Origin of the sequence: Azorhizobium sp. AG788 (genome assembly GCF_004364705.1) — a bacterium.
GTDB classification, from domain to species: domain Bacteria; phylum Pseudomonadota; class Alphaproteobacteria; order Rhizobiales; family Xanthobacteraceae; genus Azorhizobium; species Azorhizobium caulinodans.
The window spans coordinates 161554-184247 of record NZ_SOBM01000009.1; the positions used below are offsets into that span (position 1 = coordinate 161554).

Genomic DNA, 22694 nt, shown 5'->3' on the forward strand with positions numbered 1-22694 from the left:
TGGTTCATCTCTCGGTCACGGCGGCAGGGCGCTCCGGCGCTCCATGCCCGCTGTCAGGCGTGACTAATATAGAAAGGCAACCGTGCGGCGCAATTCAGACCACGCCGCCCACCTCTGCGTCAGGCGGTGACCTCCACCTCCACCAGCATCTGGCGGAGCGCATCGGAGCGGCCCGCATAGGTGCCGGAGACCGGCGTCGTCTCCTCCATGGTACGGCCGGCGGCAACGCCCACCAGATTGTGCCCGCCCATGGTCCCGTGGGTGGGATCAAACGCCACCCAGCCGGCACCGGGCAGAAACACCTCCACCCAGGCATGGGTCGAGGCCGTGCCCGGCGCGCTACCGCCCGGATTGGCGAGATAGCCCGAGACAAGCCGCGCGGCGAAACCAAGCGTGCGCACGGCTTCCGCGAACAGCACGGCGAAATCCCGGCAGGAGGCGATGCCCCGGTCGAGCGTATCCAGCGGCCCCTGCGTGCCACCTTGCGCGCGCACCTCATAGCGGGCGGACCGCTGCACGGCGGTGTTGATGTCCTGAAGAAGCGCGAGGGTGGGCACCGCCGGCCCCATTACGATGGCCCCGACCCAGGCCGCGAGCCGGGCCTGCGGATCGAAATAGACCGGCAAGGCAAAAGGATCGGCCACCGTCCAATCGGGGCCGGAATAAGCGAAGGGATAGGTCTGGGCGAAGGGATCGAGCTGCGGCACGTCGCCGGGGGCGCCCACGAGCTTCAGTTCCGCGCGGCTTTCCACCACCAGGACGGGCGTCTCGCCCTCGAAGGCGGCCGTGGCCACGGCGTTTCCATAGACATCGGTCGCCCAGGCGACCCGGCAATCGGGGGTAATGTCCAGCGTGAAGGCGAGCAAACGATGCTCGCGGTCCTCCCGCGGACGCAGCATCAGCCGGTGGAGACCGAGCGCCACCGGCTGATGGTAGAAGTAACTGGTCCGATGGGAGATCCAGACGCGCATGCCACGCTCCATTCCGCCCATCGGCGCATGGCCAAGGCCCGGCTGTCAAACGCCGTGGACGCCGGGCCGTGTGCCGCGCCGGCTCAGGCGGCCGGCAGGCCGCGCTGCATCACCCGCATCAGACGCTCGGCGAAGGCCTGCGGGTCGGACGGCTGGTCGCCATCAAGCACGCGGGCCTGATCGAGCAGGAGGTGGGCGGCATCGGCGCGGAAATCGCTGTCCGAGGCCCCATGCGCCGCCAGCGCCGCCACCAGCGGATGGCGCGGATTGATCTCCAGCACGGGCTTGGCCGCATCACCGAGCCGGCCGGCACTCGCCAGCAGCTTCTCCAGCCGCCGGTCGATGCCGCTCTCCGGCGCCACGAGGCACACGGCGGAGGTGGTGAGGCGGTCCGAGGCGCGCACATCCGCCACCTGATCGCCCAGCGTCTCCTTCACGAAGGCGATGAAGTCGCCCGTATCTTTCGCCTCAGGCTCCGGCGTCTCCGCCTCATCCGACTTCGGCAGCGGGATGAGGGAGAGGTCGGCGGCGCCCTGCGTCACCGATTTGAAGGGCTTGCCCTCGTAATCGACGCCCGCCGTTACCCAGAAGCTGTCCACCTGATCGGGCAGCAGCAGCACCTCCACGCCACGGGCGCGGAAGCCTTCCAGCTGCGGGGCATGTTCCACGCGGGCGAGGTCGCCGGTGATGTAATAGATGGCGGTCTGGTTTTCCTTCAGATCAGCCAGATAGTCCTTCAGCGTGCGCCAGCCGCTATCGGCGGCCGTGCCGCTGGTGGTGGTCTTGAAGCGCGCGAGGTTCAGGAGCTGGGCGCGCCGCTCGTAATCCTCGTACAGGCCTTCCTTCAGCACCGCGCCGAAATTGGACCAGATGCCCGCATAGGCCTCGGCATCGCTCTGGGCGAGCTTCTCCAACTCGGTCAGAACACGCCCGGTCACGCCCTTTCGGATGGCGGCGAGGATGGCGCTGTCCTGCAGCATCTCGCGCGACAGGTTGAGCGGCAGGTCGGCGCTGTCCACGACGCCGCGCACGAAGCGCAGGTAGCGGGGCAGAAGCTCCGCGTCATCGGTGATGAAGACTCGCTTCACATAGAGCTTCACCCGGCCGGTGCGCTCGGGCTCGAACAGGTCGAACGGCTTGGTGGAGGGCACGAAGACGAGGGCGGTGTATTCGTGCCGGCCCTCGGCGCGGAAATGGACCGTCAGCGCCGGCTGGTCGAACTGGCCGGCGACGGAGCGGTAGAAATCCGCATAGTCCTCGGCCGAAATGTCGCTCTTCGACTTGGTCCAGAGGGCGACGCCATCGGCGATCTCCTCGGGCTCGGCGTCCAGCTTCTCGACGATATAGATCGGAACCGGCACGTGGCCGGACTGCTCCTTGACGATGCGCTCCAGCCGGAAGCGATCCGCATAGGCCTTGCCGTCCTCATTGAGGTGCAGCACAACGCGGGTGCCGCGCGCGGGGGCCTGCGCCACGTCGATCTCGCCGACCGTATAGGCGCCCTTGCCATCAGAAGACCAGATGTTGGCCGTATCGGCACCGGCGCGCCGGGAGATGACATCCACCTTCTCCGCGACCATGAAGGCGGAATAGAAGCCGACGCCGAACTGGCCGATGAGTTCGGCCTTCTCGCCGCCGGCGGCCGCCTCAATGCGCTCCATGAAGGCCTTGGTGCCGGAGCGGGCGATGGTGCCGAGCGCCTCGACCATCTCGTCGCGGCTCATGCCGATGCCATTGTCTTCCACGGTCAGGCGGCCGCCCTCGGCATCGATAGCCAGCGTTATGCGCGGGCGGGCGTCCTCGCCCAGCAGGGCCGGAGTGGTGATGGCCTCGTAACGCAGCTTCTCGCACGCATCGGCGGCGTTCGAGATCAGCTCGCGCAGGAACACGTCCTTGTCGGAATAGACCGAGTGCACCATCAGATGCAGGAGCTTGGCGACATCGGCCTCGAAGGTGCGGCTTTCGGGGGCGGCGGCTTCGGCGGTCGTCATGCGGGGTCCGTCTCACGTCTTGTCGAAGGAAGGGATTCGGGACCGGGCACGCGGCCCGGTAACCCGATGGCGCAGGAGATGGACCCGCGCGCCCGCCTTTTCAAGGCCCGCGCTTCGGCACAGGTTTGCCGCAATAACGCGGGCGCGGACATACCCGGTTACAAATTTCAGGACGACGGAAACGCCGCGGACACCGTTCGGTCCGAGGTCCGCCCCAATGCTCCGCTTTAGTCGCCGTCAGAACGAAAGCGGAGTTGGTGATGCCCCCCTTCACGCGCCTGCCCCGGATGCCCCAGTCCCCCTCGACCACCCCGGCCCTGAAGCGGATCGCCCTTCGCGCCGGTATCGGCCTCAGCCTCGGCATCGGCGCCCTCGCCGCCGGCCACCTGATGCCCCAGGAAACTCCGGCACCCGCCCGAACCATCGCTCTCGCCGATGCGCCGGCCTTCGATTTCGGGCCGCAGCTGCCGCCGAAGGCGCAGGCCGCAGCCGAGGCGCCCAAGCTTGCGGTTGCCACCGCGGAGCCCGCCGCGCCCTTGCCGACCGCGCGGCCACGCGTCGTGAGCAGCAGCCCCAGCCGCTGGAGCACCGTGGCCGGCGTGGAGCGCTACGATCGCTGCACCAGCGCCTGCGAAAGCCGAGATCCGGCGCTGACGGGCGCAAAGACCGCCGCCGTGGTGCTCGCCTCGGCGCCCGCGTCGTCGCCTGCGCCGCAAGCGGTCGCTGCCCCGCAGAAGCCGATGCTGCTCGGTTGGGTGGATGACGGCCGGCGCATGGTGAGCGGCGCCATCGACACCACGGCCGCCGCCGTCTCCACCGTGCAGGCGGCGGTGCTGGGCGCCATCACGCCGGAGCATTGAGGCATGTCGCTCTCCATCGCGCGCGACACGCCCATGTGGCCTTTCACCCGGCGCTTCAGCCATGACGACAGGCCGGTGCGGGCCGATATGAGTGCCCATGACACGGCTCCGGACGACCTGCGTGAGGAAGTCGCCGCCCTCGTCTATGAGCGTTTCTTTCCGGACCTGATCTGGGGAGATGCCAGCACGAGTGGCCGGTCGTCGGCCTATGCCAGCGCAGATGCCATCCTGAGCGTGCTGGAGGCCCGCGGCCTCGTCCGCCCCGAGCGGCGCTGAACGCGCGCCAGACCATACAGACACGGCGGCCTTCCGGCCGCCGTCTGCTTGAGCTTATCGATAATAACCCCAGCCGTAACCCGGAGCGCCCCGCATGGCGTTCCGCTCCCGCCACTCGTGGCGTTCGCGCCAGCCGTAATGGCGCGGCGGAGCGTGACGCGGCGCCACATAGTGGCGATACTGATGACTGCGGGCCTGGGGACGATAGGCCGGCGGGTGATGGGGCGCCCTGCGGTCGATGGTGATCTGGCGCCAGCTATCGGCCGAGGCCGTCGAGAGCGGCATCGCGATGAGGGGCGCCGAAAGGGTTGCCGCGGCAAGAAGGGCGGCAAAGGGCTTCATCATGGATGACTCCTGTCTTTCCGTCTTGCCTGAACAACCCCTTTCCTCAACATCCGGTTCCGCCCGAGCATTCCTCCACGCTTCGGATCGCGAGATTTCAGGGCATTTCACAGCCGTGACCAAGTTGTATGATGGCGTGACTGTGCGGCCTCGACGAGGCGCTTAACCACATCTTCCAGATCCCGGAACAAGACTGGAGCCCGTGCGCGGAAATGCACCGGGACGTGTTGGCTAATCCCTTTGCAGAAGGGCGATCAGGCCCTTGAGCAGGCTGAGCGGGGCAGGCGGGCAGCCGGGGATACGCAGATCGACCGGAATGACATTCTCCAGCGCCCCGGCGCAGGCATAGCTCTGCGCGAACAGGCCACCGTCACAGGCGCAACTTCCGGCCGCGACCACCCATTTCGGGCCGGGCGTCGCCTCATAGGTCCGCACCAGCGCCTCCCGCATGTTGGTCGTCACCGGCCCCGTAACCAGCAGGACGTCCGCATGGCGGGGCGATGCGACGAAACGCAGACCGAAGCGCTCCAGATCGTAATAGGCGTTGGAGAGGGCATGGATTTCGAGTTCGCAGCCGTTGCAGGAGCCCGCATCCACCTGCCGGATGGTAAGACCACGGCCGAGCCTGCGCCGCGCCGCCCCTTCGAGCTGCGCGCCGAAGGCCAGCAGCTCCGCATCATCCGCCGCCGGCGCCGGCTCGGTCAGCGGGCCTTTCAGCAGGGCATCGATCAGGAGTGTCCGCATCCGCGCCGCCTCACAGGTCGTGCCCCGCATAGGAGCAGTTGAAGGATTTGTTGCAGAGGGGGAAATCGGCGATGATATTGCCTTCGATGACCGCCTCCAGAACCGGCCACTGGAACCAGGAGGGATCGCGCAGATGGGCATGGGCGACGCGCCCGGCCGCATCCAGCCGCACAAAGGCGAAGACGTCGCCCCGGAACCCTTCCACCAGTGCCACGCCCTCGCGCGCCGCGCCGGACTGCGGCAGCGGCGAAGACAGGTCGCCCCCGTCGGGCATATTGCTGAGCATCTGCGTGATGAGCGAAAGGCTCTCTTCCGCCTCGCTGAAGCGGATGCGCACCCGCGCGTCCACGTCTCCCGCCTCCAGCACCGCCACGTCGAAGCGCAGCGCATCGTAAGGAGCGTAAGGTAGCGTCCGCCGGGCATCGAAGCCCCGTCCCGATGCCCGCCCCACAAAGCCGCCGCAACCGAAGCGGCGCACCAGATCCGGCTGCGCGATGCCCGTACCCACGGTGCGGTCCTGCAAGGAGGCGGTGCCGTCATAAAGTGCCAGCAGTTCCGGCAAGGCCGAACGCGCAGTTTCCACCAGCGATCGCAGCCTGCCCTCTCCGCGCGGCGCGAGATCGACCAGCACGCCACCGGGAACGACCAGATCGCGCATCATGCGCTGGCCGAAGGCCGCCTCGCTCGCCCGCAGCACCTGTTCGCGCAGCACCGCGCAGGGGGCGAGCATCCGCGCAAAGGCGGCGTCGTTGCAGACGGCACCGATGTCACCGAAGTGATTGGCGAGGCGTTCCAGCTCCGCCATCAGGCCACGCAGCCAGCGGGCGCGTGGCGGTGCCTCCATCTCGAGGGCGGCTTCGACGGCGCCGGCGAAGGCCAAAGCATAGGCCACCGTGCTGTCGCCAGACACCCGGCCGGCGAAGGTGGCGGCGCGCTCCAGCGATGCCCCGCGCATCAGTCCCTCGATGCCGCGATGGACATAGCCGAGCCGCTCTTCCAGCCGCACGACCGCCTCGCCATTGCCGGTGAAGCGGAAATGGCCGGGCTCGATGATGCCCGCATGGACCGGCCCCACGGCCACCTCGTGCAGCCCCTGGCCTTCCACGGGCAGAAAGGCATAGGGCGTCGTGTCGGGCGGAATAGGGGCCGCGTTGAGGGGGCGTGACACCGGCCAGCGGCCATGATCGAGCCAGAGGCGCGTATCGGGCGCTTCGATTGGCACCAGGCCGTACAGGTCGCGAATGGTGCGCTCCAGCCTTTGGGCCGGCGCATGGTGGCGGCCAACGGAGGGGAACGTGCCGTCGCCCGGAAGATAGGTGGCCGTGCCCAGCGAGGTCGCGGCCTCATCCAGCAGCGCCATGTGCACGGCGTCGGGCTCGCCCCACAGGGCCATGAGCGTCCAGCGGCCCGCCGCCAGCCCCCCGGACAGCGCCTCCCATGTCGCGGCGTCCACTTCGGCGCGCAGCCACGGCCGGTGGTCGGTGCGGATGCGGCCGGTGGCGAGAATATCGGTGAGTGCGCCCATCTCGCCCCCTCAGCCCAGAAGATGCGCGATGTGCTGGAACCAGCTTACCAGCGGCCCCGGCAACCACACACCCGCGCACCACACCAGCGCCAGATGCACCAGCATGGGCACTTGTGTGCCCTTCACCGGTGCCGAGGGCCCGCGCGGCGCGCCGAAGGCCAGCGCATGCAGGCGCAGCATCAGGGCCGCGAAGGCGATGACGAGCCCGAGCGCCAGCAGCCCCGCCAGTACCGGCGCCCGCGCAACGGTCGAGGTGAGAATGAGGAATTCGCTCATGAACACACCGGCCGGCGGGAGGCCGACGATGGCGGCGACGCCCGCCACCAGCCCCCAGCCGAGCAGCGGATGGCTGGTGGTGAGGCCCCGGATCTCGGAGAGCGCCTGCGTGCCCTTCACCTGCACCGCATGACCGACGCCGAAGAAGATGGCGGACTTGGTGAGGCTGTGCATCACCATGTGCAGCAGGCCGGCGAAATTCGCCACCGGCCCGCCGATACCGAACGCGAACGCGATCAGCCCCATGTGCTCGATGGAGGAGAAGGCGAACAGACGCTTGATGTCCCGCCGCCGGTAGAGCATCAGCCCGGCGAACAGCAGCGACAGCAGCCCAAGCCCCATGAGCAGCGGCCCCGGCGCCAGCGCGCCCGGCGCGGCCGCCAGCAGCAGCTTGAAGCGCAGCACCGCATAGAGCGCCACATTCAGCAGGAGACCCGAGAGCACGGCGGAAATGGGTGTCGGCCCCTCGGCGTGGGCGTCCGGCAGCCAGGAGTGCAGCGGCACGAGGCCGACTTTGGTGCCGTAGCCCAGCAGCAGGAAGACGAAGGCGAGGTTGAGCAGCGCCGGATCGAAGGCCGCCGCATGGCTCATGAGCACGGTCCAGAGCATGCCGTCATGCCCCTCCCCCACCACTGGCCGGGCGGCCATGTAGACGAGGATGGTGCCGAACAAGGCGAGCGCGATGCCGACGCTGCCGAGGATGAAATATTTCCACGCCGCCTCGATCGCGGCGGGCGTGCGATAGAGGCCTACCATCAGCACGGTGGTGAGCGTCGCCAACTCGATCGCCACCCACATCACGCCGAGATTGCTCGCCAGCAGCGCCAGATTCATGGCGAACAGCAGCACCTGATACATGGCGTGATAGACGCGCATCTGCGCGGGCGAGAGGCGGCCCGTCTCCAGCTCGTGCGCGATATAGCCTGCGCTGTAGAGCGACGTGGTCGCGCCCACGAAGCTGTTCAGCACCAGAAAGACGATGTTGAGATCGTCAACCCGCAGGAACTCTCCCTCCGGCGGCTGCACCAGCAGCAGCGAGGCGGCCGCGACGAAGGACAAGGCGGCGCTCGCCGCATTCAGCCATGCGCCGAGGCGGGGCGCCGGCAGCGCCAGCAGCAGGAGCGCGCTGGCGGCGGGCAGCAGAAGCAGGGCCGAAGCCGCATCAAGGCCGAGGGTCATCTGCGGCCCTCCCGGAAGCGGTCGAGGGCCGTGGAATCCACAGTGTCGAAGCGCTCGCGGATGCGGAAGAGGAAGATGCCGATGACGATGAAGGCCACCAGCACCGAGAAGGCGACCGAGATTTCCACCACCAGCGGCATCCCCTTGGCGCCCGTCGCGGCGAGGATCAGCCCGTTCTCCAGCGACATGAAGCCCACCACCTGACTGACGGCGTTGCGCCGCGTCACCATCATCAGGAGGCCAAGCAGCACGACGGAGAGGGCGAAGGCGAGGTCCTCCCGCGCCAGAGGATCGGCCCCGGAGGTCACGCGCAGCATCACCACCATGGACAGGGCAATGAGGCCGATGCCGGCCATCATGGTGAGGCCGGTGCTGAGCGCGGACTCCACCTGCCGGTGAATGCCGAGCCGCTCGATCATCCGCAGCAGCGCCACGGGAATGATGAGCGCCTTGAAGGCGAGCGTGATGGCGGCGGTCACATAGAGATGCGGCGCATCCTGCGCATAGGCCTGCCACGCGACGGAGAGGGTAAGGAGCAGCGCCTGAAGGCCATAGACGCGGATGAGGTTCGGCAGGCGGGCCTGATAGAGCATCACGAGGCTAGTGAAGACGAGCCCGCCCGCCAGAAGATGCGCCACATCGAAGAGAAGGCTGCCCATGCTCAGAAGCTCCGCGACACGAACAGCAGCAGCGTGCCGAGCAGCCCCAGCATCAGCGCCGCGCCGAGGAAATCCGGCACGCGGAACACCCGCATCTTGGCGATCGAGGTCTCGAACAGCGCCAGCAGGCTGCCGCCCACCGCGAGCTTCGCCCCATAAGCCAGCATGCCGATGAGGAGCGCCAGCGGCGCTGCGCCCGCCGGGGCAAGGCCCCACGGCACGAACACGCAGGCGATGAGGGAGAGATAGAGCACCAGCTTCAGCGATGCGGCGAGCTCGATGAGCGCGAGGTGGCGGCCGGAATATTCCAGCACCATAGCCTCATGCACCATGGTGAGTTCGAGATGGGTCGCCGGGTTGTCCACCGGGATGCGGGCATTCTCGGCAATGGCCACCATGGTGAGGCCAATCAGTGCTAGCCCCAGCGAGACACGCAGGCCCACATGGGCCGCCAGCATGTGTTCGGCGACGGTGGAGAGCTGCGTCGAGCCCGCGACCAGCGCCAGCGTGAAGACGATCATGATGAGCGCGGGCTCGGCGAGCGAGGCGATCATCACCTCCCGGCTGGAGCCGAGGCCGCCGAAGCTGGTGCCGATGTCCATGCCCGCCAGCGCCTGAAAGAAGCGCGCGCTGCCGAGCAGGGCCGTGATGGCGATGAGGTCCGCCGTCCAGCTGAAGACAAGGCCGGTGGCGAAGGTGGGCACCAGCGCCGCTGCCACCCAGGTGGAAGCGAAGATGAGATAGGGCGCGGCGCGGAACAGCCAGGAGGCATTGCCCGCCAGCACCACATCCTTGCGGGCGAGGCGCGCGAGATCGAAATAGGGCTGCAGCAGCGGCGGCCCGCGCCGGCGCAGCAGGCGGGCCTTCACCACGCGCACGAAGCCGGTGAGCAGCGGCGCCAGCGCGAGCACAAGGGCCATCTGGAGGCCTTGCACGACGAGAGCGTGGATCAGGCCCATAGCGCCAGCACCAGAAGCAGCAGGACGAGCGCCCCGAAGACGAGGCCGAGATAGCGCCGGATGGAGAGATATTGCAGGCCGTCCATCCGCCCCGAGAGGCGCCACACGCCCCGCGCCAGCGGCAGGTAGAGCCCCTCCCACGCTGGATCGACGATACGCAGCACGAAACGCGCCGGCCGGAGATCGCCCGGCGGCGGCATGGTGATGCGCTCGCGCGCGCCGAACAGGGTGGTGCCGAAAACGCGGCGGATGGGCTGGGCGAAGCTGGAAGCGCTGTACTGCGTGCGCAGGCCCGCATCGGGAAAACCGCAGTCCCAGGCCGGGCCGCGCCGTACCGTCCGCGAGGCGAAGCGATGGATGAGCAGCGCCATCAGGCCAGCCGAGCCGAGCACAAAGAGGAGCACCAGCAGCCCGTTATAGGAGCTGCGGCTCTCGGCCACGGGAATGATGGAAAGCCAGGCCGTGCCAGCCTGAGGCGGCATGCGCGCACCCACCAGCGCCTCCACGGCGGGGGCCACCGCATCGATCACCAGCCCCGGCAGGATGCCGGCAAGCACACAAAGCCCGGCCAGCCCCAGCATGGCGGCCAGCGACCAGCGGTCCACCTCATGGGCCTGCGCGGCAGCGGGCGAGCGCGGGCGGCCGAGGAAGACGGTGCCGTAGATGCGCACGAAGCAAGCCGCCGCCAGCGCCGCGGCAAGGGCAAGCAGGGCGCCGGCCGCCGGCACCAGCAGCTTCGGCCCCCAGGCGGGCAGGTCCGGGCTCAGCAATATGGCCTGGAAGGTCAGCCATTCGGAGACGAAGCCGTTCAGCGGCGGCAGCGCCGAAATGGCCGCGCAGGCCACCAGCATCGTGAAGGCCGTCACCGGCATGGCATGGATGAGGCCGCCGAGCCGCTCCATGTCCCGTGTTCCCGTGCCGTGCAGTACCGCGCCGGCGCCAAAGAACAGAAGGCTCTTGAACAGCGCGTGGTTCAGCGCGTGGAACAGCGCCGCCGTCAGGGCCAGCGCCCCAGCCGCTTTCATGCCGTTGGCGGAGAAGGCGAGCGCGAGGCCGAGCCCGACGAAGATGATGCCGATGTTCTCGATGGTGCTGAAGGCGAGCGCCCGCTTCAAATCCGCCTGCATCAGCGCATAGAGCACGCCCAGCACCGCCGTCGCGGCGCCAATGGCGAGCACCGGCATGCCCCACCACCATTCGGGCGGGCCCAGCAGATCAAAAGCGATGCGCACGAAGCCATAGACCGCCACCTTGGTCATGCCCGCGCTCATGAGCGCGGAAACGTGGCTCGGGGCGGCGGGATGGGCGAGCGGCAGCCAGGCGTGGAGCGGAAACAGACCCGCCTTGGAGCCGGCGCCAGCCAATGCCAGGAACAGCACGACGGTACCCAGCACACCCTCCGGCGCGTGGGCGCGCAGGACGGAAAAGGCCACGCTCCCCGCGCTGCCCGCCAGAAGTCCGAAAGCGAGCATCAGCAGGAACGCGCCGGCGCTCGCCATGACGAGATAGATGAAGGCGGCCCGCCGGTTGGCGGCCTCCCGATGATCCGCCAGCACCAGCGCCCAGGAGGCGAGCGACATCACCTCCCAGCCGAACAGGAAGCTGTAGGCGTCATCCGCCAGCAACACGAGGCTCATGGCGGCAAGAAAGGCGGGAAAGAAGGACAGCACCCGCGCGGGCTCAGCCGCATGGCGGCCATAGCCGATGGCATAGAGGCTGGCAGCCGCGCCGCACAGATTGACGATGGCCAGGAAGACCGCACTCAGCGCATCCAGGCGCACCTGCGTGCCGAGGCCCGGCAGGCCGAGCGGCAACGCGAGCGTGGCGGGGCTGGCCGGCAGGGCCGTGAGAGCGTTCAACAGGCCCACGAGGCAGACAAGCCCCGTGCCACCATAGATCACCGCATGCGCACCGCCATGGCGCGACAGGGGAATGGCTGCGACCGCCAGAGCCAGCAGCGCACAGATGCACCAGAGCTCGACGATCACGGGCATGGGTCAGGCCTCGTCCGGAAGCGGCGCCGGGCGGCGGACGGGGGCCTCGCGCAGACGCACGCCGCGCCCGCCCCCTTCACTCACCATGCCCTCGCTGAGGAGCTGGATGCCCGCGCCCTCCAGCGCGCCCACGAGCTTCATCAGGGAATCCACATTGCCGCGAATGACCCCGTCACTGGCCTCCATCCGCTGGATGGTCGGCACGGAGAGCGCGCACAGCGCGGCCAGCGCCTTCTGGTCGAGCCCGAGCAGGGCGCGAGCGGCACGCAGTTGCGCAGCGGTGATCATGTGGCCGAAAGACCCATGGCTGAGAATTGATGAATTAGCCTAATCACGTCAGGAGTGAATATCAAACATAAAATTATGATGTTTTAAACATCATTCAATGACGACGCACAGGCCGCCACGGCTCGCACGATGAAAGGTCGGGATCGCGACGCATTCCGATATCCGGCCCGGTCGCAGGACGGAGGGGCAGCGTCCGCAGCCATGGGGATCGACCTGTTTTTCTCCGCCTGTCCGGCGACAAGACGCTTGCACCAGAGGAGTGCATCGCGCCATCATACCTCCCACGAGATGGGGAGCGTGGACTTGACGCTCCGCGACATCACCCGCTATCGTTGAGCTGCATATAAATAAAACCCTGGATACGCGCCCATGACCAACAGGCGCCCGAACATCAATGCCCATTGATGGGATCAGGGTTTATGCGCAACGGCACCATGATAAGATGAGATCGTCGATGCACCGGCTAGGGCATGGCCCTTGCGTCGGGGTAGCTGGTGCGTCGCGCCGCGCCTGCTGATCGGGGATCATGGATGAACGCTCTCGCCCAGCGACTGCCGGCTGCCGGCCTTGACGCCGGGCGCATTCAGCTCCGGGCTGCGCCAGTCGACCTCGCCGCGTTCGCCGCCCATGTGCGAGGCGACCCCGGCTTCCCGGTCATGCGGGACGCCGTCATCCAGAACATCGTCCAGTTGTTCCGCGGCGACTATCTGCTGAGCCGCCTCATGCTGGAGGAAGGCCGCTACGTCACCATCCAGATGCTCCTGACGCTGGCCGCCACGCAACAGGCCGAGGAACGCAGCACCTGGCTGACGCTCGGACGCCTGCAGCAGAGCCTCGCCGGTTCGGAGCTGGCCAGCCGCAACCGCATCGAGGCGCTGGTGGCCGTGCTGGAGCGTTACGGTTTCGTTGAGCGGCGCAAGGCCGAGGAAGATCTCCGCCTCACCCTGCTGCTGCCCACCGCCCGCCTCTGGGGGTCGGACGCCCTGTTCGTGGAAGCGATGGTGCAGCCGCTCGCCCGTCTCGCCGACACGCCCCCCACCGGCGCAGCCGCCCGCGAGCTGCTCTCCCGCCTCAGCCTCAATTCCGCAACCCAGACGGGTGGCGCGCCCACCTGCGATCCGCAGGCGCCGGCCTGGTCCACCCGCGATGTGGCTGCCGCCGGCGCCGGGCATCGCAACTGGCACCGTCTGTTCGCACCTCGGCTCAACGATTATCTGGCGCTTCGCGGGACGCATGCGTCCATCCAGCAGTTGGCGACACGCGACGGCGGCTATATGGCGCTGCTTCTGCTGCTCGATGAAGCCCGAGCGCGCGGCTCTGCCCGCATCAGCCTGCCCTATGAAACTCTGTCGAATCATACCGGCATCTCGCGCACCCATGCCCGGCTGCTGACGGAGCAGGCCGAAGCGTGCGGCTTCCTGCGGCTCCACGCCAAGGGCGGGCGCGAGGTGGAGGTGACGGAGCAGTTCCGGGACGCGGCCGATGCGTGGTTCGCGAGCCTCGCGGCCTTCCATCTCAGCCTCGACTGACGACACCCGCCGCCCGCCGCACCATCACGGGCTCAAGCAGCACGAGTCCTGCGCGGAGCGCACCCGCACGCGGAAGGCGCGGCGTGACCGGCTAAAGGCCGGACCGGCGCCTGAACTCGGAAAGCTGGTTCCGGACCATCTCGTCGATCTGGGCATCGATCTGGCCCCAACGCCCGTCCCCGAGCGGGCTCGTCCCGCCGACAACGCCGTCCAGAAGATCATCCGGGAGCTCGTCGAGGCTGACGTCGCGCGGCAGCACCAGCACCACCTCACCGGGCTGCTCCTCCACCACTCGGATCGTGTAGGAGGGAATGGGATCCACGCCCAGCAACGCCACCAGCGCCGCGCGGGGATCGCGCAGGAGCAGGGCCCGGAAGTCGGCATCCTGCCGAGCCGCCGAAATCAATGATCGCTCAATAGCCCGGTTCGCCAAGGTCATCGGATCAAGGGCGCTGGGCATCATCACATCCTTCAAGACGCGGCATCTCACTCCGCTTGCCATCGGGTGGCAGAATGCACCCGTTCAAACGGCCGCGCCACCCTGGAAGGCCATTGCAGCACATGGACAACAACCGCGCACCACACGAGCCTTCCGCACCGCCCCCTGTACCCAACTATATTTGGCACCGAGCCAAGCCGCCGGATGGACCTGAAAATTGCCAAGCCCTGCCACCCGTTTGCCAGTACACATGACGGAAAGACAGGTCGACACCAGTGGAGTCGTCTGGCGGATTGTCGAGATGCCGCGATGAACATGCATTCGGACGCCTTCCACATGCCACCTATCCTTGAGGCGGCAACGATTGGGAACGCGGATGGGCCCGCCCATCTGGCCGCAGCCTCCCTGTGGACGCGCCCGCACCTGCCGAATGCGGTGGCGGGGCAGCTTCCGGCGTGCGTAATCCCGTCGGCGGCAGATGGCGCCCATTGACGTCGTCGCGTTCGTCCGTACCAATCAGGCGCGCCCGGACGCCGGATCAACCCGACCACCCGCCGAAGTCACAGGTCCACTGATGCGTCCAATCCTGCTGTCACCGGATGCCGCATCCGCCGGTCCTGAGATGTCCATCCGCCGTGCCGGCGCGGAGGACGTCGAAGCCCTGGCGGGCCTTGCGACCCAGAACCTCCTTGCGCGGCTGGCGGAGGGCCCGGCTGCGGCGGGGGACCATCATCTGGTCGCCCGCATTGGAAATATCGCCGCCGGCCTCCTCGTCTCGCGGCCCAATGTCCAGCAGCCCGAGGTGCAGGACCTCGTCTCGCTCATGGTGACGCCCCTCTTCCGGCGGCGGGGCATCGGACGCGCACTGCTGCGGCAGTTGTCGGCGGACATCGCACAAACCGGTCGCAAGGCCCTCGGCGCCGTCTGGTCCGACAGGCTGCCCCAGTTGGAGAGCTTCCATGCCGTGCTGATGCGCGAGGGCTGGGAGGCTCCGACGCCATGGAGGCTGCGCATGAGCTTCCGGGTGGGCGACCGTGAAGAGGCGATGCAGTTGGCCGCACGCCGCATTGCCGCCGCACGCGAAGCCGGCCTGTCGTCCCTCACCCTGGCGGCCGCGGGGGCAGAGGCGATCCCACGCCTCCTCGCCCATGCGCAGGCGGTGCAGGCGGCTGGCCGCCTTCCGGCCTGGGCTGATCCCGCGCCCTGGCTGCCCATCGGCACGCCCACCGTCTCGCAACTGCTGGTGGATGGGCACGGCATGATCCGCGGGTGGCTCATGGCGCAGTATCAAGCGGCCTCTGGCCGGTGGCTCGCGCCCATCGGCTGGTGCGAGACCGGCCCCTCGCACATGCTTCTGGCCATGGATGCCTGGCTCGCCGCGCTGGAGGAGACACAGGGCCCCGGCGCCACCGTCGTCCTGCACCCCACCCTCAACGACGGGGCGAAGGTCTGCCGGCTGCTGGACCGCCACTTCCGGCCCCACGCTTTGTGGGCGGACCATCTCATCATCAGCCGCAAGGCGCTCTGAGGATCAGGCGGGCCTATCGCCTCAGCGGGGTGGCGTTGGCATCAGGGCATAGCCGACGCCGCGCACGGTGGCGATGGGCGGCAGCAGGCCCTCATGGGTCATCTTCTTGCGCAGGCGGGCGATGAGATTGTCCACCGTGTGGGAAGAGATCTCGCGCGGATCGCGGTTGGAGATCACGTCCAGCAGGAAATCGCGCGACAGCGGCTCCTGCGGGCGCGAGGCGAGCGCCACGAGAATGTTGAACTCGCCCGCTGTCAGCTCCACGAGTTGGCCCGTCGGCCGGAACAGTTCGCGCCGCACCACGTCGAGGATCCAGCCATCGAAGGTAATGACCGGCTCGCGCGCCCGCCGCAGCACGCTGCGGATGCGGGCGAGCAGCGTGCGGGGATTGATGGGCTTGGTGACATAGTCATCGCCCCCGGCATCGAGGCCGGCCAGCACGTCCTCGTCGGAATCGCGGGCGGTCACGAAGATCAGGCCGAAGCTGGCGCCGAGCCGAAGCTGGCGGGCCAATGCGATGCCGTCCGCATCCGGCAGGTTCACGTCAAGCAGGATGATGTCCGGCTGCACCGATTGAAGCCGCGACTTGAGTTCGGCTCCGGAGGCGGCGCGGACCGTCCGCATGCCGTTCTCCTCCAGAAAGGTGGAGATCATCTCCAGGCTCTCCGGCGCGTCCTCGACGATCAGAACAGTCGCACTCATTGCGTAGGCACCATGGTGTCCTGCCCGGCCTCAAGCCGGGCCGCGAGCGCCGCCAGCAGTTCGGCCATCGCCGGCTTGAAGCTCTCCGGGTCTGCAACCATCACGGCGCGGGCGCGATCGGCAAGATCAACCTCACCCATATTGGCAGCGCTGCCGCTGAGGCGGTGGGCAATGGCGCGCGCCTCGTCTCCAGCCGTGCACTGCCGGAGCGCCGCGTGCTGATCCGACAGCCCTTTCACGAACAATGCGCGCAGCATCTCGCGCTTGCCCGGATCGAACAGGCTGGCGAAGTCCACAGGCGCAAGGTTCGCCGGGTCCGGCTGCTGAAACAGCGCCGCCTCCAGAACCGCATCCGGCGCCGCCGGGTCCAGCCGGATCTCGCCCGGAGCTGGTGCCGGCCCGTCCGCGCCCTCCACCCAGAGGGCGAGGCGCAGGCCGGATGAGCGAGCCAGTTCCCGCGCCATCGCCAGATCCACGTCGCCCGCCACCACCATCAGCGCGAAGCTCCGGTGCGCCAGCATGGTTCTGGCGGCGGCAAGGTCGGGCAGAGGGAAAACCCGCAAGCCGAGGCGTTCCAGCCGGCTGCGGGCGCTTGTCCCCGAACGGGACACCAGCAGCACGTCAGCGCCTTCGGCCAGCCCGGCCCCAGCGGGGTGTCCCGCAAGGCGCGCAAGCGCAGCCTCCAATTGCTCCGGCCGGACGGGCTTCGCCAGATGTCCGTTCATGCCCGCCGCCAGAGAGCGGGCCACATCCTCGGGCATGGCATTGGCGGTCAGGGCGATGATCGGCAGGCTCTGACCCGCGGCGCGGATGCGGCGCGTGGCTTCGAGGCCGTCCATGCCGGGCATCTGGATGTCCATGAGAACCACGTCGAACATCTCCGCCGCCACGCGCCCGATGGCCTCCGGGCCCGTCTCGGCAACGGCGCAGGCATGCCCCGCCCGCTCCAGAAGCCCCAGCGCCACCTGCCGGTTCACCTCATTGTCTTCCACCAGAAGCACCTTCAGCGGTCGCGCGGCAGGAGAGACCACGGCGAAGCGCTCTTCCGGCACGGGTGCCGAGGCGACGTCCATCGGCACCTCGAAGGTAAAGCAACTGCCGACGCCCGGCGTGCTCTCCACCTCGATTTCGCCGCCCATGGCTTCCACCAGCCGCTTGCAGATGGCGAGCCCGAGGCCCGAGCCGCCAAAGCGCCTGCGGATGCTGGCATCGGCCTGCACGAATTCGTGGAAGAGGCCCGCCCGCTCCTGCGGATGAATGCCGATGCCGGTATCCGCCACCGTGAAGCGCAGGCCCATACGGCCGGCGCTCTCCGGCCGGCTCGTGCGCGAGACGGTCAGCCGCACGTGACCGACCTCAGTGAACTTGATGGCATTGCCGAGCAGGTTGAGCAGGATCTGCCGCAGCCGGGCGGCGTCGCCATGCACGCAAGGCGGCACGTCGGGCGCCAGCGCCACCTCGAGGGCGAGCCCCTTCTCATCGGCACGGGGCCGCATCAAGTCCACCGCATCCCGCAGCACGCGCGAGAGCTCCAGCGGCGCCAGTTCGAGCCGCGCACCCTGTTCCAGCTCGGAGAGGTCGAGCACGTCGTCGAGGGTCACCTGCAAGGCCTCTGCGGCGCGCAGCACCACGCGCAGGCGCTCGCGCTGGGCCGCCTCCAGCGGGCCGTCGAGGACGAGCCGCACCATGCCCAGAATGCCGTTCATGGGGGTGCGGATCTCGTGGCTCATCACCGCGAGGAACTGGGATTTGGCCCGCGCGCCGGCCTCCGCCGCCTCCTTGGCTTCAAGCAGTTCGACATTGACCTGCCGCTCGCGCTCGATGTGGAGGAATTGCGCGCGGCGCATGCCGTTGAGCTGACGGCGGGCGGCTATTCCCACGCCGAGCGCGACGCCCACCACCAGCAGGATGACACTGAGATTAGCTGGGCTCTCCGGCGGCACCTTCAACGCGCCCCAGAACAGCAGGCTGATGAGCGGTCCGTAGGCGCCGACCAGCGCCGCGAGCCAGATCCGCCCCGGCAGCAGCATGGGCAGCGCCAGCGCCATGATCGGCAGCAGCAGGCCACCGTGCCGCGTCAGGGCGGGGTGGTCGAAGATGATGCCGTTGAGGAAATAGAACAGGATCTGCTGGACATAGGTGGCGATGATGATGCCGCGCAGCGTGTCCTCGCGCCGCACGACCAGAAAGGCGCAGACACCGAGCACCAGAATGACGCAGCGGATGCCCACGAACAGATAGAGATCCGGCGGCCCGATGAGTTGCAGGTCGAGCGGCAGGAACGACAGGCTCGCGAGGGTGGTGCCAAAAATGGCGACAAAGGCGGTGGCCCGGCTTGCCCCGAGGCTCGCCTGCTCATAGGCCGCCTCCAGGCCCCGCTCGGTGAACTCGCCCGTCCAGCGGTCCAGCGGATGGACCTTCCTTGCCGCTGCCTCGGGTTGCGACATCGCCTCAGCCTGCCCCTCGCTCCACGGCCTTGATACGCCGCGCCCAAGGTGCTGACCAGCCCTCTCCGATCCACCCGATCATGGGCGGCAAAGCGTTTGCATGGCGTGGAAACGGATGCTCTGCTGCGGCATCCGATGCGGCAAGCGCGCCGCGAACACACCACAGAGGTTGCCATGGCCGATGAGACGCCCCGCCCGCTCTATGAAACGGGCCTGAAGATCCGCAAGGAGGTGATCGGGGCCGAATATGTGGAGCGGGCGCTGGCCAACGCGGACGCATTCTCAACGCCCGTGCAGGAGATGGTGACGGAATACTGCTGGGGCAACATCTGGGGCCGTCCGGGCCTCGACCGGCGCACCCGCAGCCTGCTGAACATCGCCATGCTCTCCGCGCTCAACCGCTCGCACGAACTGAAGCTGCATGTGCGCGGTGCGCTGACCAATGGCGCGACGCGGGAGGAGATCCAGGAGACCATCCTCCAGATCGGCGTCTATTGCGGCGTGCCGGTGGCGCTGGAAACCACGCGCCTCGCGCAGGAGGTCTTCCGCGAGATCGACTCCGCGACCTGAGAGGTCAGTGCCGGAAGAAGAGCTGGGCGAGCATTCCGGCCGCCCAGGCGGCGGCGAGGGCGATGAGAATCTTCGGCAGCAGCCCGATGCGCAGCTTGCCCGCCAGTTCGATATGGTGGGCTGCCGCTGCGATCGCAGCTTCCGGGGAAGCGTGCACCGGCGTGCCCGGCGGCGCGATCATCAGATTCTCCGGCTGCCCGAAATCCTCGATCAGATGGCCGTCCGCATCGCGCGGGGTGCCGTCTCCATCCGCGGCGGGTATGCGTTCGGCCATGGGGCGGGGATCGCACGACCACAGAAAGACAGGCAGGCCGCGCGCCTGCGCAAAGCCGATCTCCCATGCCGTGCCCGGGTCCATATGCGCGCCCCGGAACGGGGAGATGTTCGCCACCACCGCATCGGCGGCCCGAAGACCAAGAATGCAGCGGGCGCGAATGCCCAGCGCATGGTCCTCTGCCGATCCCCCGTCCAGCGGATAGATGGCGGACAGCCCATGGCCGGCGCAGATCGCGCGCAGCCGTTCTCCTTCCGCCGCCGCATCGGGGCGGAACACCTCAGGCCCCGCAAGATAGACCCGCGCCACATCGTTCTCCCGGCTTTCCGCAGGCTTATGCCACGCTCACTGCGGCTGGCGAAAGCGCGAACGGGACCATGGAACCGATAATGCCGAGCTTGCGTTGACCCACCGAAATCCAACGGAGGGCTGCCCCCATGAGCCGCAACGCGCTTTACGCCATCATCGCCGTCCTTGTCGTGGGCGGCGGCGTCTTTGCCTATCAGGCCTATCAGGCGCACGAAGAGAAGGAGCGCTCGCTCCAGATCCAGGTGGGCCCGAACGGCGTGAAGGTGGACCCGCCTTCGCGCTGATCGGACAGGTTGAGGGTTCAGGCAGCCATCCAGCCGCCATCCACCATCAGTGTCTCGCCGGTGATGAAGCTTGCCTCATCGCTGGCGAGAAACAGCGCCGCGCGCGCCACGTCCTCGGGCCTGCCGAAGCGCGGCCAGGGCGTGCGGCGGCGGGCGCGGTCCAGCACGTCCTCGTCCAGCAGCCGCCCGCCCTGCCCGGTCACGATCTTCCCCGGCGCCACCGCATTGCAGACGATGCCCTCTTTGGCATAGTCGGCCGCAATCTGCCGCGTCATGTAATCAATGGCCGCCTTGGTGGTGCCGTAGGCGAGATCGCCGGGCGCCGCGATCATGCCGTGCTGGGAAGAGAGATTGATGAGACGCCCGCGCACCTCATCGCGCGGGGCCTGCGTGAGCATCTGGCGCACCGCCGCCTGACAGCACAGCAGGACGCCGGTCAGGTTCACATCCAGAACCCGCTTCCAGTCCGCCACGTCCAGTTCCAGCAGGGCCCGGGGATGCCGGATGCAGGCATTGTTGACCATGACATCCAGCGCCCCGAATTCCGCGACGGCGCGCGCCACCAGCGCATCGACCTGCGTTCCGTCCGAGACATCGCACCCCTGAAAGAGCGCTTGCCCGCCCTCGGCGGCGATCAGTTCCACCGTCGGCATGCCGCCTTCGATCACCGTCTGCGTCACGTCCGCGACGATGACGCGGGCGCCATGCGCTGCGAAAAGGCGAGAAATGGCCCGGCCGATGCCCGAGGCGCCGCCCGTGACGATGGCCACGCGCCCGGTGAGGCGCCGTGCGTCGGGTGGAAGCATGCTGAAATCCCGATCAGTTGAAAAAGAGGTCCGGATTGGCCTCGAACCAGGGCACGTAATCCGCGAGCGCCTCCGCCAGCCCGAAGCGGGGCGCGAAGCCGAGATCGCTGGCAAGCCGCGACGCATCCATCACCGCGCGGTCGTAGTCCGCATAAAGGGCAATGGCGCCTTCTTCATCGGCCGTGCCGAAACGCCATGACAAGGAGGGGCAGCGGGCGGAAAGCCCCCGACACCACTCCTCCAGCGACCAGACGAAACCCGCCACGAGATTGTAGATGTCGAAGGAAGGCCGTTCGGCGTCGAGCAAGGCGAGGATGGCCGCCGCCCCGTCGCGGGCATAGAGGAAGTCACGCACATGCGGGCGGGGCAGGATGACGGGCGCACCACGCGCCGCCTTGAGCAGCACCTGAAGCGGCGCGCTCGGCGTGTCGCGCACACCCGTCACATATTCCCACGGTCCGAAGCAGGTGCCGAGGCGGCCCACCAGAAGATCCAGCCCGTGCAGGGCCTTCAGCCGCAGCGCGGCGGCCTCCGCGGCCTGCTTGGAAATGCCATAGAGCCCTTCCGGCTTCAGCGGCGTCACGTCCTCGCGCAGCAGATCCGGCTCCCGCCCGCTGGCGCCATAGGTGGCGCCGGAACTCACGTGCACGATACGCCCCACCCCCGCCGCCTGCGCGGCGCCGATGAGGTTCAGCGTGCCGAGGACATTCCCCTCGAACACCGAGGCCGGCGCCCGCCGCTCTCGGGCCGCATCCGCGGTCACGGCCGCAAGGTGGACGATGCGCCGGGCGCCGCTCTCCGCCACGACGCGCTGAACGGCGGTCGCATCGCGCATGTCCGCCGTGCAGGCCTCGAACCGTCCCGGCAGCCGGGCGAAGGCGCGCCGTGCGGCCTCCGGCGGGGCGGCAAGGTCCAGCCCCACCACATGCGCGCCACGGGCCAGCAGGGCCTCACTGACCGCAAGACCCATGAAGCCGGAGGCGCCGGTGACGAGAACGGTCATGGCCGCTCAGAGATCCCGGAAGAGGGAGCCCCAGCCGGTGACCCGCCGGGTATCCACGCCGGCCATCTTCAGGCTCTTCCAGACCGAGGTCGCGATGGTGTCGTAGATCGGGATGCCGGTCTCGGCCTCCAGCTTCTCCACCAGCGGCGCGGCGCGCAGATTGGTGCAGATGACGGCGATGGCGTCCGGCTTCTCGGTGGCGACCTCGTGGGTCATGGCGATCAGCTGCTCGGCCCTGACTTCCGAGAAGGAGAAATTGTCCTGAAGATTCAGATGCCTGTCGCCCTTGCAGGCATGGCCGAGCGCGGCGTAGTTGGCAACGATCTTCTCCTGCACCGCATCGAGATAGGGCGTCACATAGCCGAGCGTCCTCGCCCCCTTGGCCGCGAGGATTTCATTCAGCGCCAGCATGGAGGTGTTGGCGGGAATGCCGGTGGCGGCGGTGATGCGCTCGCACAGGCGCTCATCCGCCTCGAAACCCAGCCAGCCGGACGAGGTGCCGTTCCAGGAAATCACATCGACCTTGGCGTGTGCCAGAAGCTCGGCCGCGCGCAGGATCTCGGTGTCGTCGAACTGCTTCAGCGCAGTGGCGGACAAGGCGATTTCCGTCACCTTGAAGCGACCGAAATGGGCGGAGACCTCGGGCAGCCCCGCCACCATCGCCTGCGTCACCGGCTCCAGCACAGTGTTGGACGAGGGGGTGAGCATGCCGAGGAGAACACGTTTCGTCATGATGCGC

23 protein-coding genes are annotated in these 22694 nt (G+C 68.3%); 6 read left to right on the forward strand and 17 right to left on the reverse strand.

Annotated features, from left to right (window positions below):
* Window positions 1-119: 119 nt before the first annotated feature.
* A complete protein-coding gene (locus DFO45_RS22065) occupies window positions 120-971 on the reverse strand; it encodes a transglutaminase family protein (RefSeq protein WP_166657224.1) in 852 nt (283 codons plus the stop codon).
* 83 nt (window positions 972-1054) lie between these two features.
* Window positions 1055-2962 carry a molecular chaperone HtpG gene (gene htpG, locus DFO45_RS22070; RefSeq protein ID WP_133866545.1) on the reverse strand — a complete coding sequence of 636 codons (1908 nt, stop codon included), beginning with the start codon at window positions 2960-2962 and terminating at the stop codon, window positions 1055-1057.
* Between the two features lie 260 nt (window positions 2963-3222).
* Here htpG and DFO45_RS22075 point away from each other — a divergent pair, with 260 nt between their 5' ends.
* Both DFO45_RS22075 and DFO45_RS22080 read left to right on the forward strand, forming a co-directional pair.
* Window positions 3223-3822: a hypothetical protein gene (locus DFO45_RS22075; protein WP_133866546.1), complete on the forward strand. Its 600-nt coding sequence runs from the start codon at window positions 3223-3225 to the stop codon at window positions 3820-3822.
* A 3-nt stretch (window positions 3823-3825) separates the two neighbouring features.
* On the forward strand, window positions 3826-4098 hold the full coding sequence (locus DFO45_RS22080) for a hypothetical protein (protein ID WP_133866547.1): 273 nt from the start codon (window positions 3826-3828) through the stop codon (window positions 4096-4098).
* 54 nt (window positions 4099-4152) lie between these two features.
* On the opposite strand, the gene DFO45_RS22085 is transcribed toward DFO45_RS22080, so the two are convergent.
* The 8 genes from DFO45_RS22085 to DFO45_RS22120 all read right to left on the reverse strand — a co-directional run bounded on the left by DFO45_RS22085 (window position 4153) and on the right by DFO45_RS22120 (window position 12064).
* Window positions 4153-4443, reverse strand: a complete 291-nt coding sequence (locus tag DFO45_RS22085; RefSeq protein WP_043879752.1) for a hypothetical protein — start codon at window positions 4441-4443, stop codon at window positions 4153-4155.
* 228 nt (window positions 4444-4671) lie between these two features.
* Window positions 4672-5184 carry an NADH-quinone oxidoreductase subunit B family protein gene (locus DFO45_RS22090; RefSeq protein ID WP_133866548.1) on the reverse strand — a complete coding sequence of 171 codons (513 nt, stop codon included), beginning with the start codon at window positions 5182-5184 and terminating at the stop codon, window positions 4672-4674.
* Window positions 5185-5194: 10 nt separating this feature from the next.
* Window positions 5195-6709 (reverse strand): nickel-dependent hydrogenase large subunit, encoded by a 1515-nt coding sequence (locus DFO45_RS22095; RefSeq protein ID WP_133866549.1) that lies wholly within the window; start codon window positions 6707-6709, stop codon window positions 5195-5197.
* 9 nt (window positions 6710-6718) lie between these two features.
* The gene (locus DFO45_RS22100; RefSeq protein ID WP_133866550.1) at window positions 6719-8164 is read right to left on the reverse strand and encodes a hydrogenase 4 subunit F; all 1446 of its coding nucleotides are present in this window, start codon (window positions 8162-8164) and stop codon (window positions 6719-6721) included.
* Window positions 8161-8823, reverse strand: coding sequence for a hydrogenase-4 component E (locus DFO45_RS22105; protein WP_012172878.1), 663 nt, complete (start codon window positions 8821-8823; stop codon window positions 8161-8163). The genes DFO45_RS22100 and DFO45_RS22105 overlap by 4 nt, the downstream gene beginning before the upstream one ends.
* A 2-nt stretch (window positions 8824-8825) precedes the next feature.
* Entirely contained in the window at window positions 8826-9782 is a 957-nt protein-coding gene (locus DFO45_RS22110; protein ID WP_133866551.1) for an NADH-quinone oxidoreductase subunit H, read from the reverse strand.
* Window positions 9773-11776, reverse strand: a complete 2004-nt coding sequence (gene hyfB, locus DFO45_RS22115; RefSeq protein ID WP_133866552.1) for a hydrogenase 4 subunit B — start codon at window positions 11774-11776, stop codon at window positions 9773-9775. Before hyfB ends, DFO45_RS22110 begins: the two co-directional genes overlap by 10 nt.
* Window positions 11777-11779: 3 nt before the next feature.
* Complete coding sequence (locus DFO45_RS22120; RefSeq protein WP_012172881.1) at window positions 11780-12064, reverse strand: XRE family transcriptional regulator; 285 nt, start codon at window positions 12062-12064, stop codon at window positions 11780-11782.
* A 530-nt stretch (window positions 12065-12594) separates the two neighbouring features.
* Between DFO45_RS22120 and DFO45_RS22125 the strand changes: the two genes are divergently transcribed.
* Window positions 12595-13593, forward strand: a complete 999-nt coding sequence (locus DFO45_RS22125; RefSeq protein ID WP_133866553.1) for a hypothetical protein — start codon at window positions 12595-12597, stop codon at window positions 13591-13593.
* A 91-nt stretch (window positions 13594-13684) separates the two neighbouring features.
* Here the strand turns inward: DFO45_RS22125 and DFO45_RS22130 are convergent, their stop codons facing one another.
* On the reverse strand, window positions 13685-14053 hold the full coding sequence (locus DFO45_RS22130; RefSeq protein WP_043879754.1) for a hypothetical protein: 369 nt from the start codon (window positions 14051-14053) through the stop codon (window positions 13685-13687).
* A gap of 601 nt (window positions 14054-14654) precedes the next feature.
* Here DFO45_RS22130 and DFO45_RS22135 point away from each other — a divergent pair.
* Window positions 14655-15560, forward strand: coding sequence for a GNAT family N-acetyltransferase (locus tag DFO45_RS22135; RefSeq protein ID WP_133866554.1), 906 nt, complete (start codon window positions 14655-14657; stop codon window positions 15558-15560).
* Window positions 15561-15581: 21 nt separating this feature from the next.
* Here DFO45_RS22135 and DFO45_RS22140 read toward each other — a convergent pair whose 3' ends face one another.
* Both DFO45_RS22140 and DFO45_RS22145 read right to left on the reverse strand, forming a co-directional pair.
* Window positions 15582-16262 carry a response regulator transcription factor gene (locus DFO45_RS22140; protein ID WP_133866555.1) on the reverse strand — a complete coding sequence of 227 codons (681 nt, stop codon included), beginning with the start codon at window positions 16260-16262 and terminating at the stop codon, window positions 15582-15584.
* Entirely contained in the window at window positions 16259-18709 is a 2451-nt protein-coding gene (locus tag DFO45_RS22145; protein ID WP_133866556.1) for an ATP-binding protein, read from the reverse strand. The genes DFO45_RS22140 and DFO45_RS22145 overlap by 4 nt, the downstream gene beginning before the upstream one ends.
* Window positions 18710-18883: 174 nt before the next feature.
* Here DFO45_RS22145 and DFO45_RS22150 point away from each other — a divergent pair, with 174 nt between their 5' ends.
* The gene (locus tag DFO45_RS22150; RefSeq protein ID WP_133866557.1) at window positions 18884-19279 is read left to right on the forward strand and encodes a carboxymuconolactone decarboxylase family protein; all 396 of its coding nucleotides are present in this window, start codon (window positions 18884-18886) and stop codon (window positions 19277-19279) included.
* 4 nt (window positions 19280-19283) lie between these two features.
* On the opposite strand, the gene DFO45_RS22155 is transcribed toward DFO45_RS22150, so the two are convergent.
* Window positions 19284-19862, reverse strand: a complete 579-nt coding sequence (locus DFO45_RS22155) for a nucleoside 2-deoxyribosyltransferase (RefSeq protein ID WP_133866558.1) — start codon at window positions 19860-19862, stop codon at window positions 19284-19286.
* A gap of 128 nt (window positions 19863-19990) precedes the next feature.
* Here DFO45_RS22155 and DFO45_RS25020 point away from each other — a divergent pair, with 128 nt between their 5' ends.
* Window positions 19991-20146: a hypothetical protein gene (locus DFO45_RS25020; protein WP_012172889.1), complete on the forward strand. Its 156-nt coding sequence runs from the start codon at window positions 19991-19993 to the stop codon at window positions 20144-20146.
* Window positions 20147-20163: 17 nt separating this feature from the next.
* Here the strand turns inward: DFO45_RS25020 and DFO45_RS22160 are convergent, their stop codons facing one another.
* From DFO45_RS22160 to DFO45_RS22170, 3 genes are read right to left on the reverse strand one after another with little or no spacing between them, the layout of a single operon-like run.
* Window positions 20164-20952, reverse strand: coding sequence for an SDR family oxidoreductase (locus DFO45_RS22160; RefSeq protein ID WP_133866559.1), 789 nt, complete (start codon window positions 20950-20952; stop codon window positions 20164-20166).
* Window positions 20953-20965: 13 nt separating this feature from the next.
* Complete coding sequence (locus DFO45_RS22165) at window positions 20966-21955, reverse strand: NAD(P)-dependent oxidoreductase (RefSeq protein WP_133866560.1); 990 nt, start codon at window positions 21953-21955, stop codon at window positions 20966-20968.
* A 6-nt stretch (window positions 21956-21961) separates the two neighbouring features.
* Window positions 21962-22687 carry an aspartate/glutamate racemase family protein gene (locus DFO45_RS22170; RefSeq protein WP_133866561.1) on the reverse strand — a complete coding sequence of 242 codons (726 nt, stop codon included), beginning with the start codon at window positions 22685-22687 and terminating at the stop codon, window positions 21962-21964.
* Window positions 22688-22694: the final 7 nt, after the last annotated feature.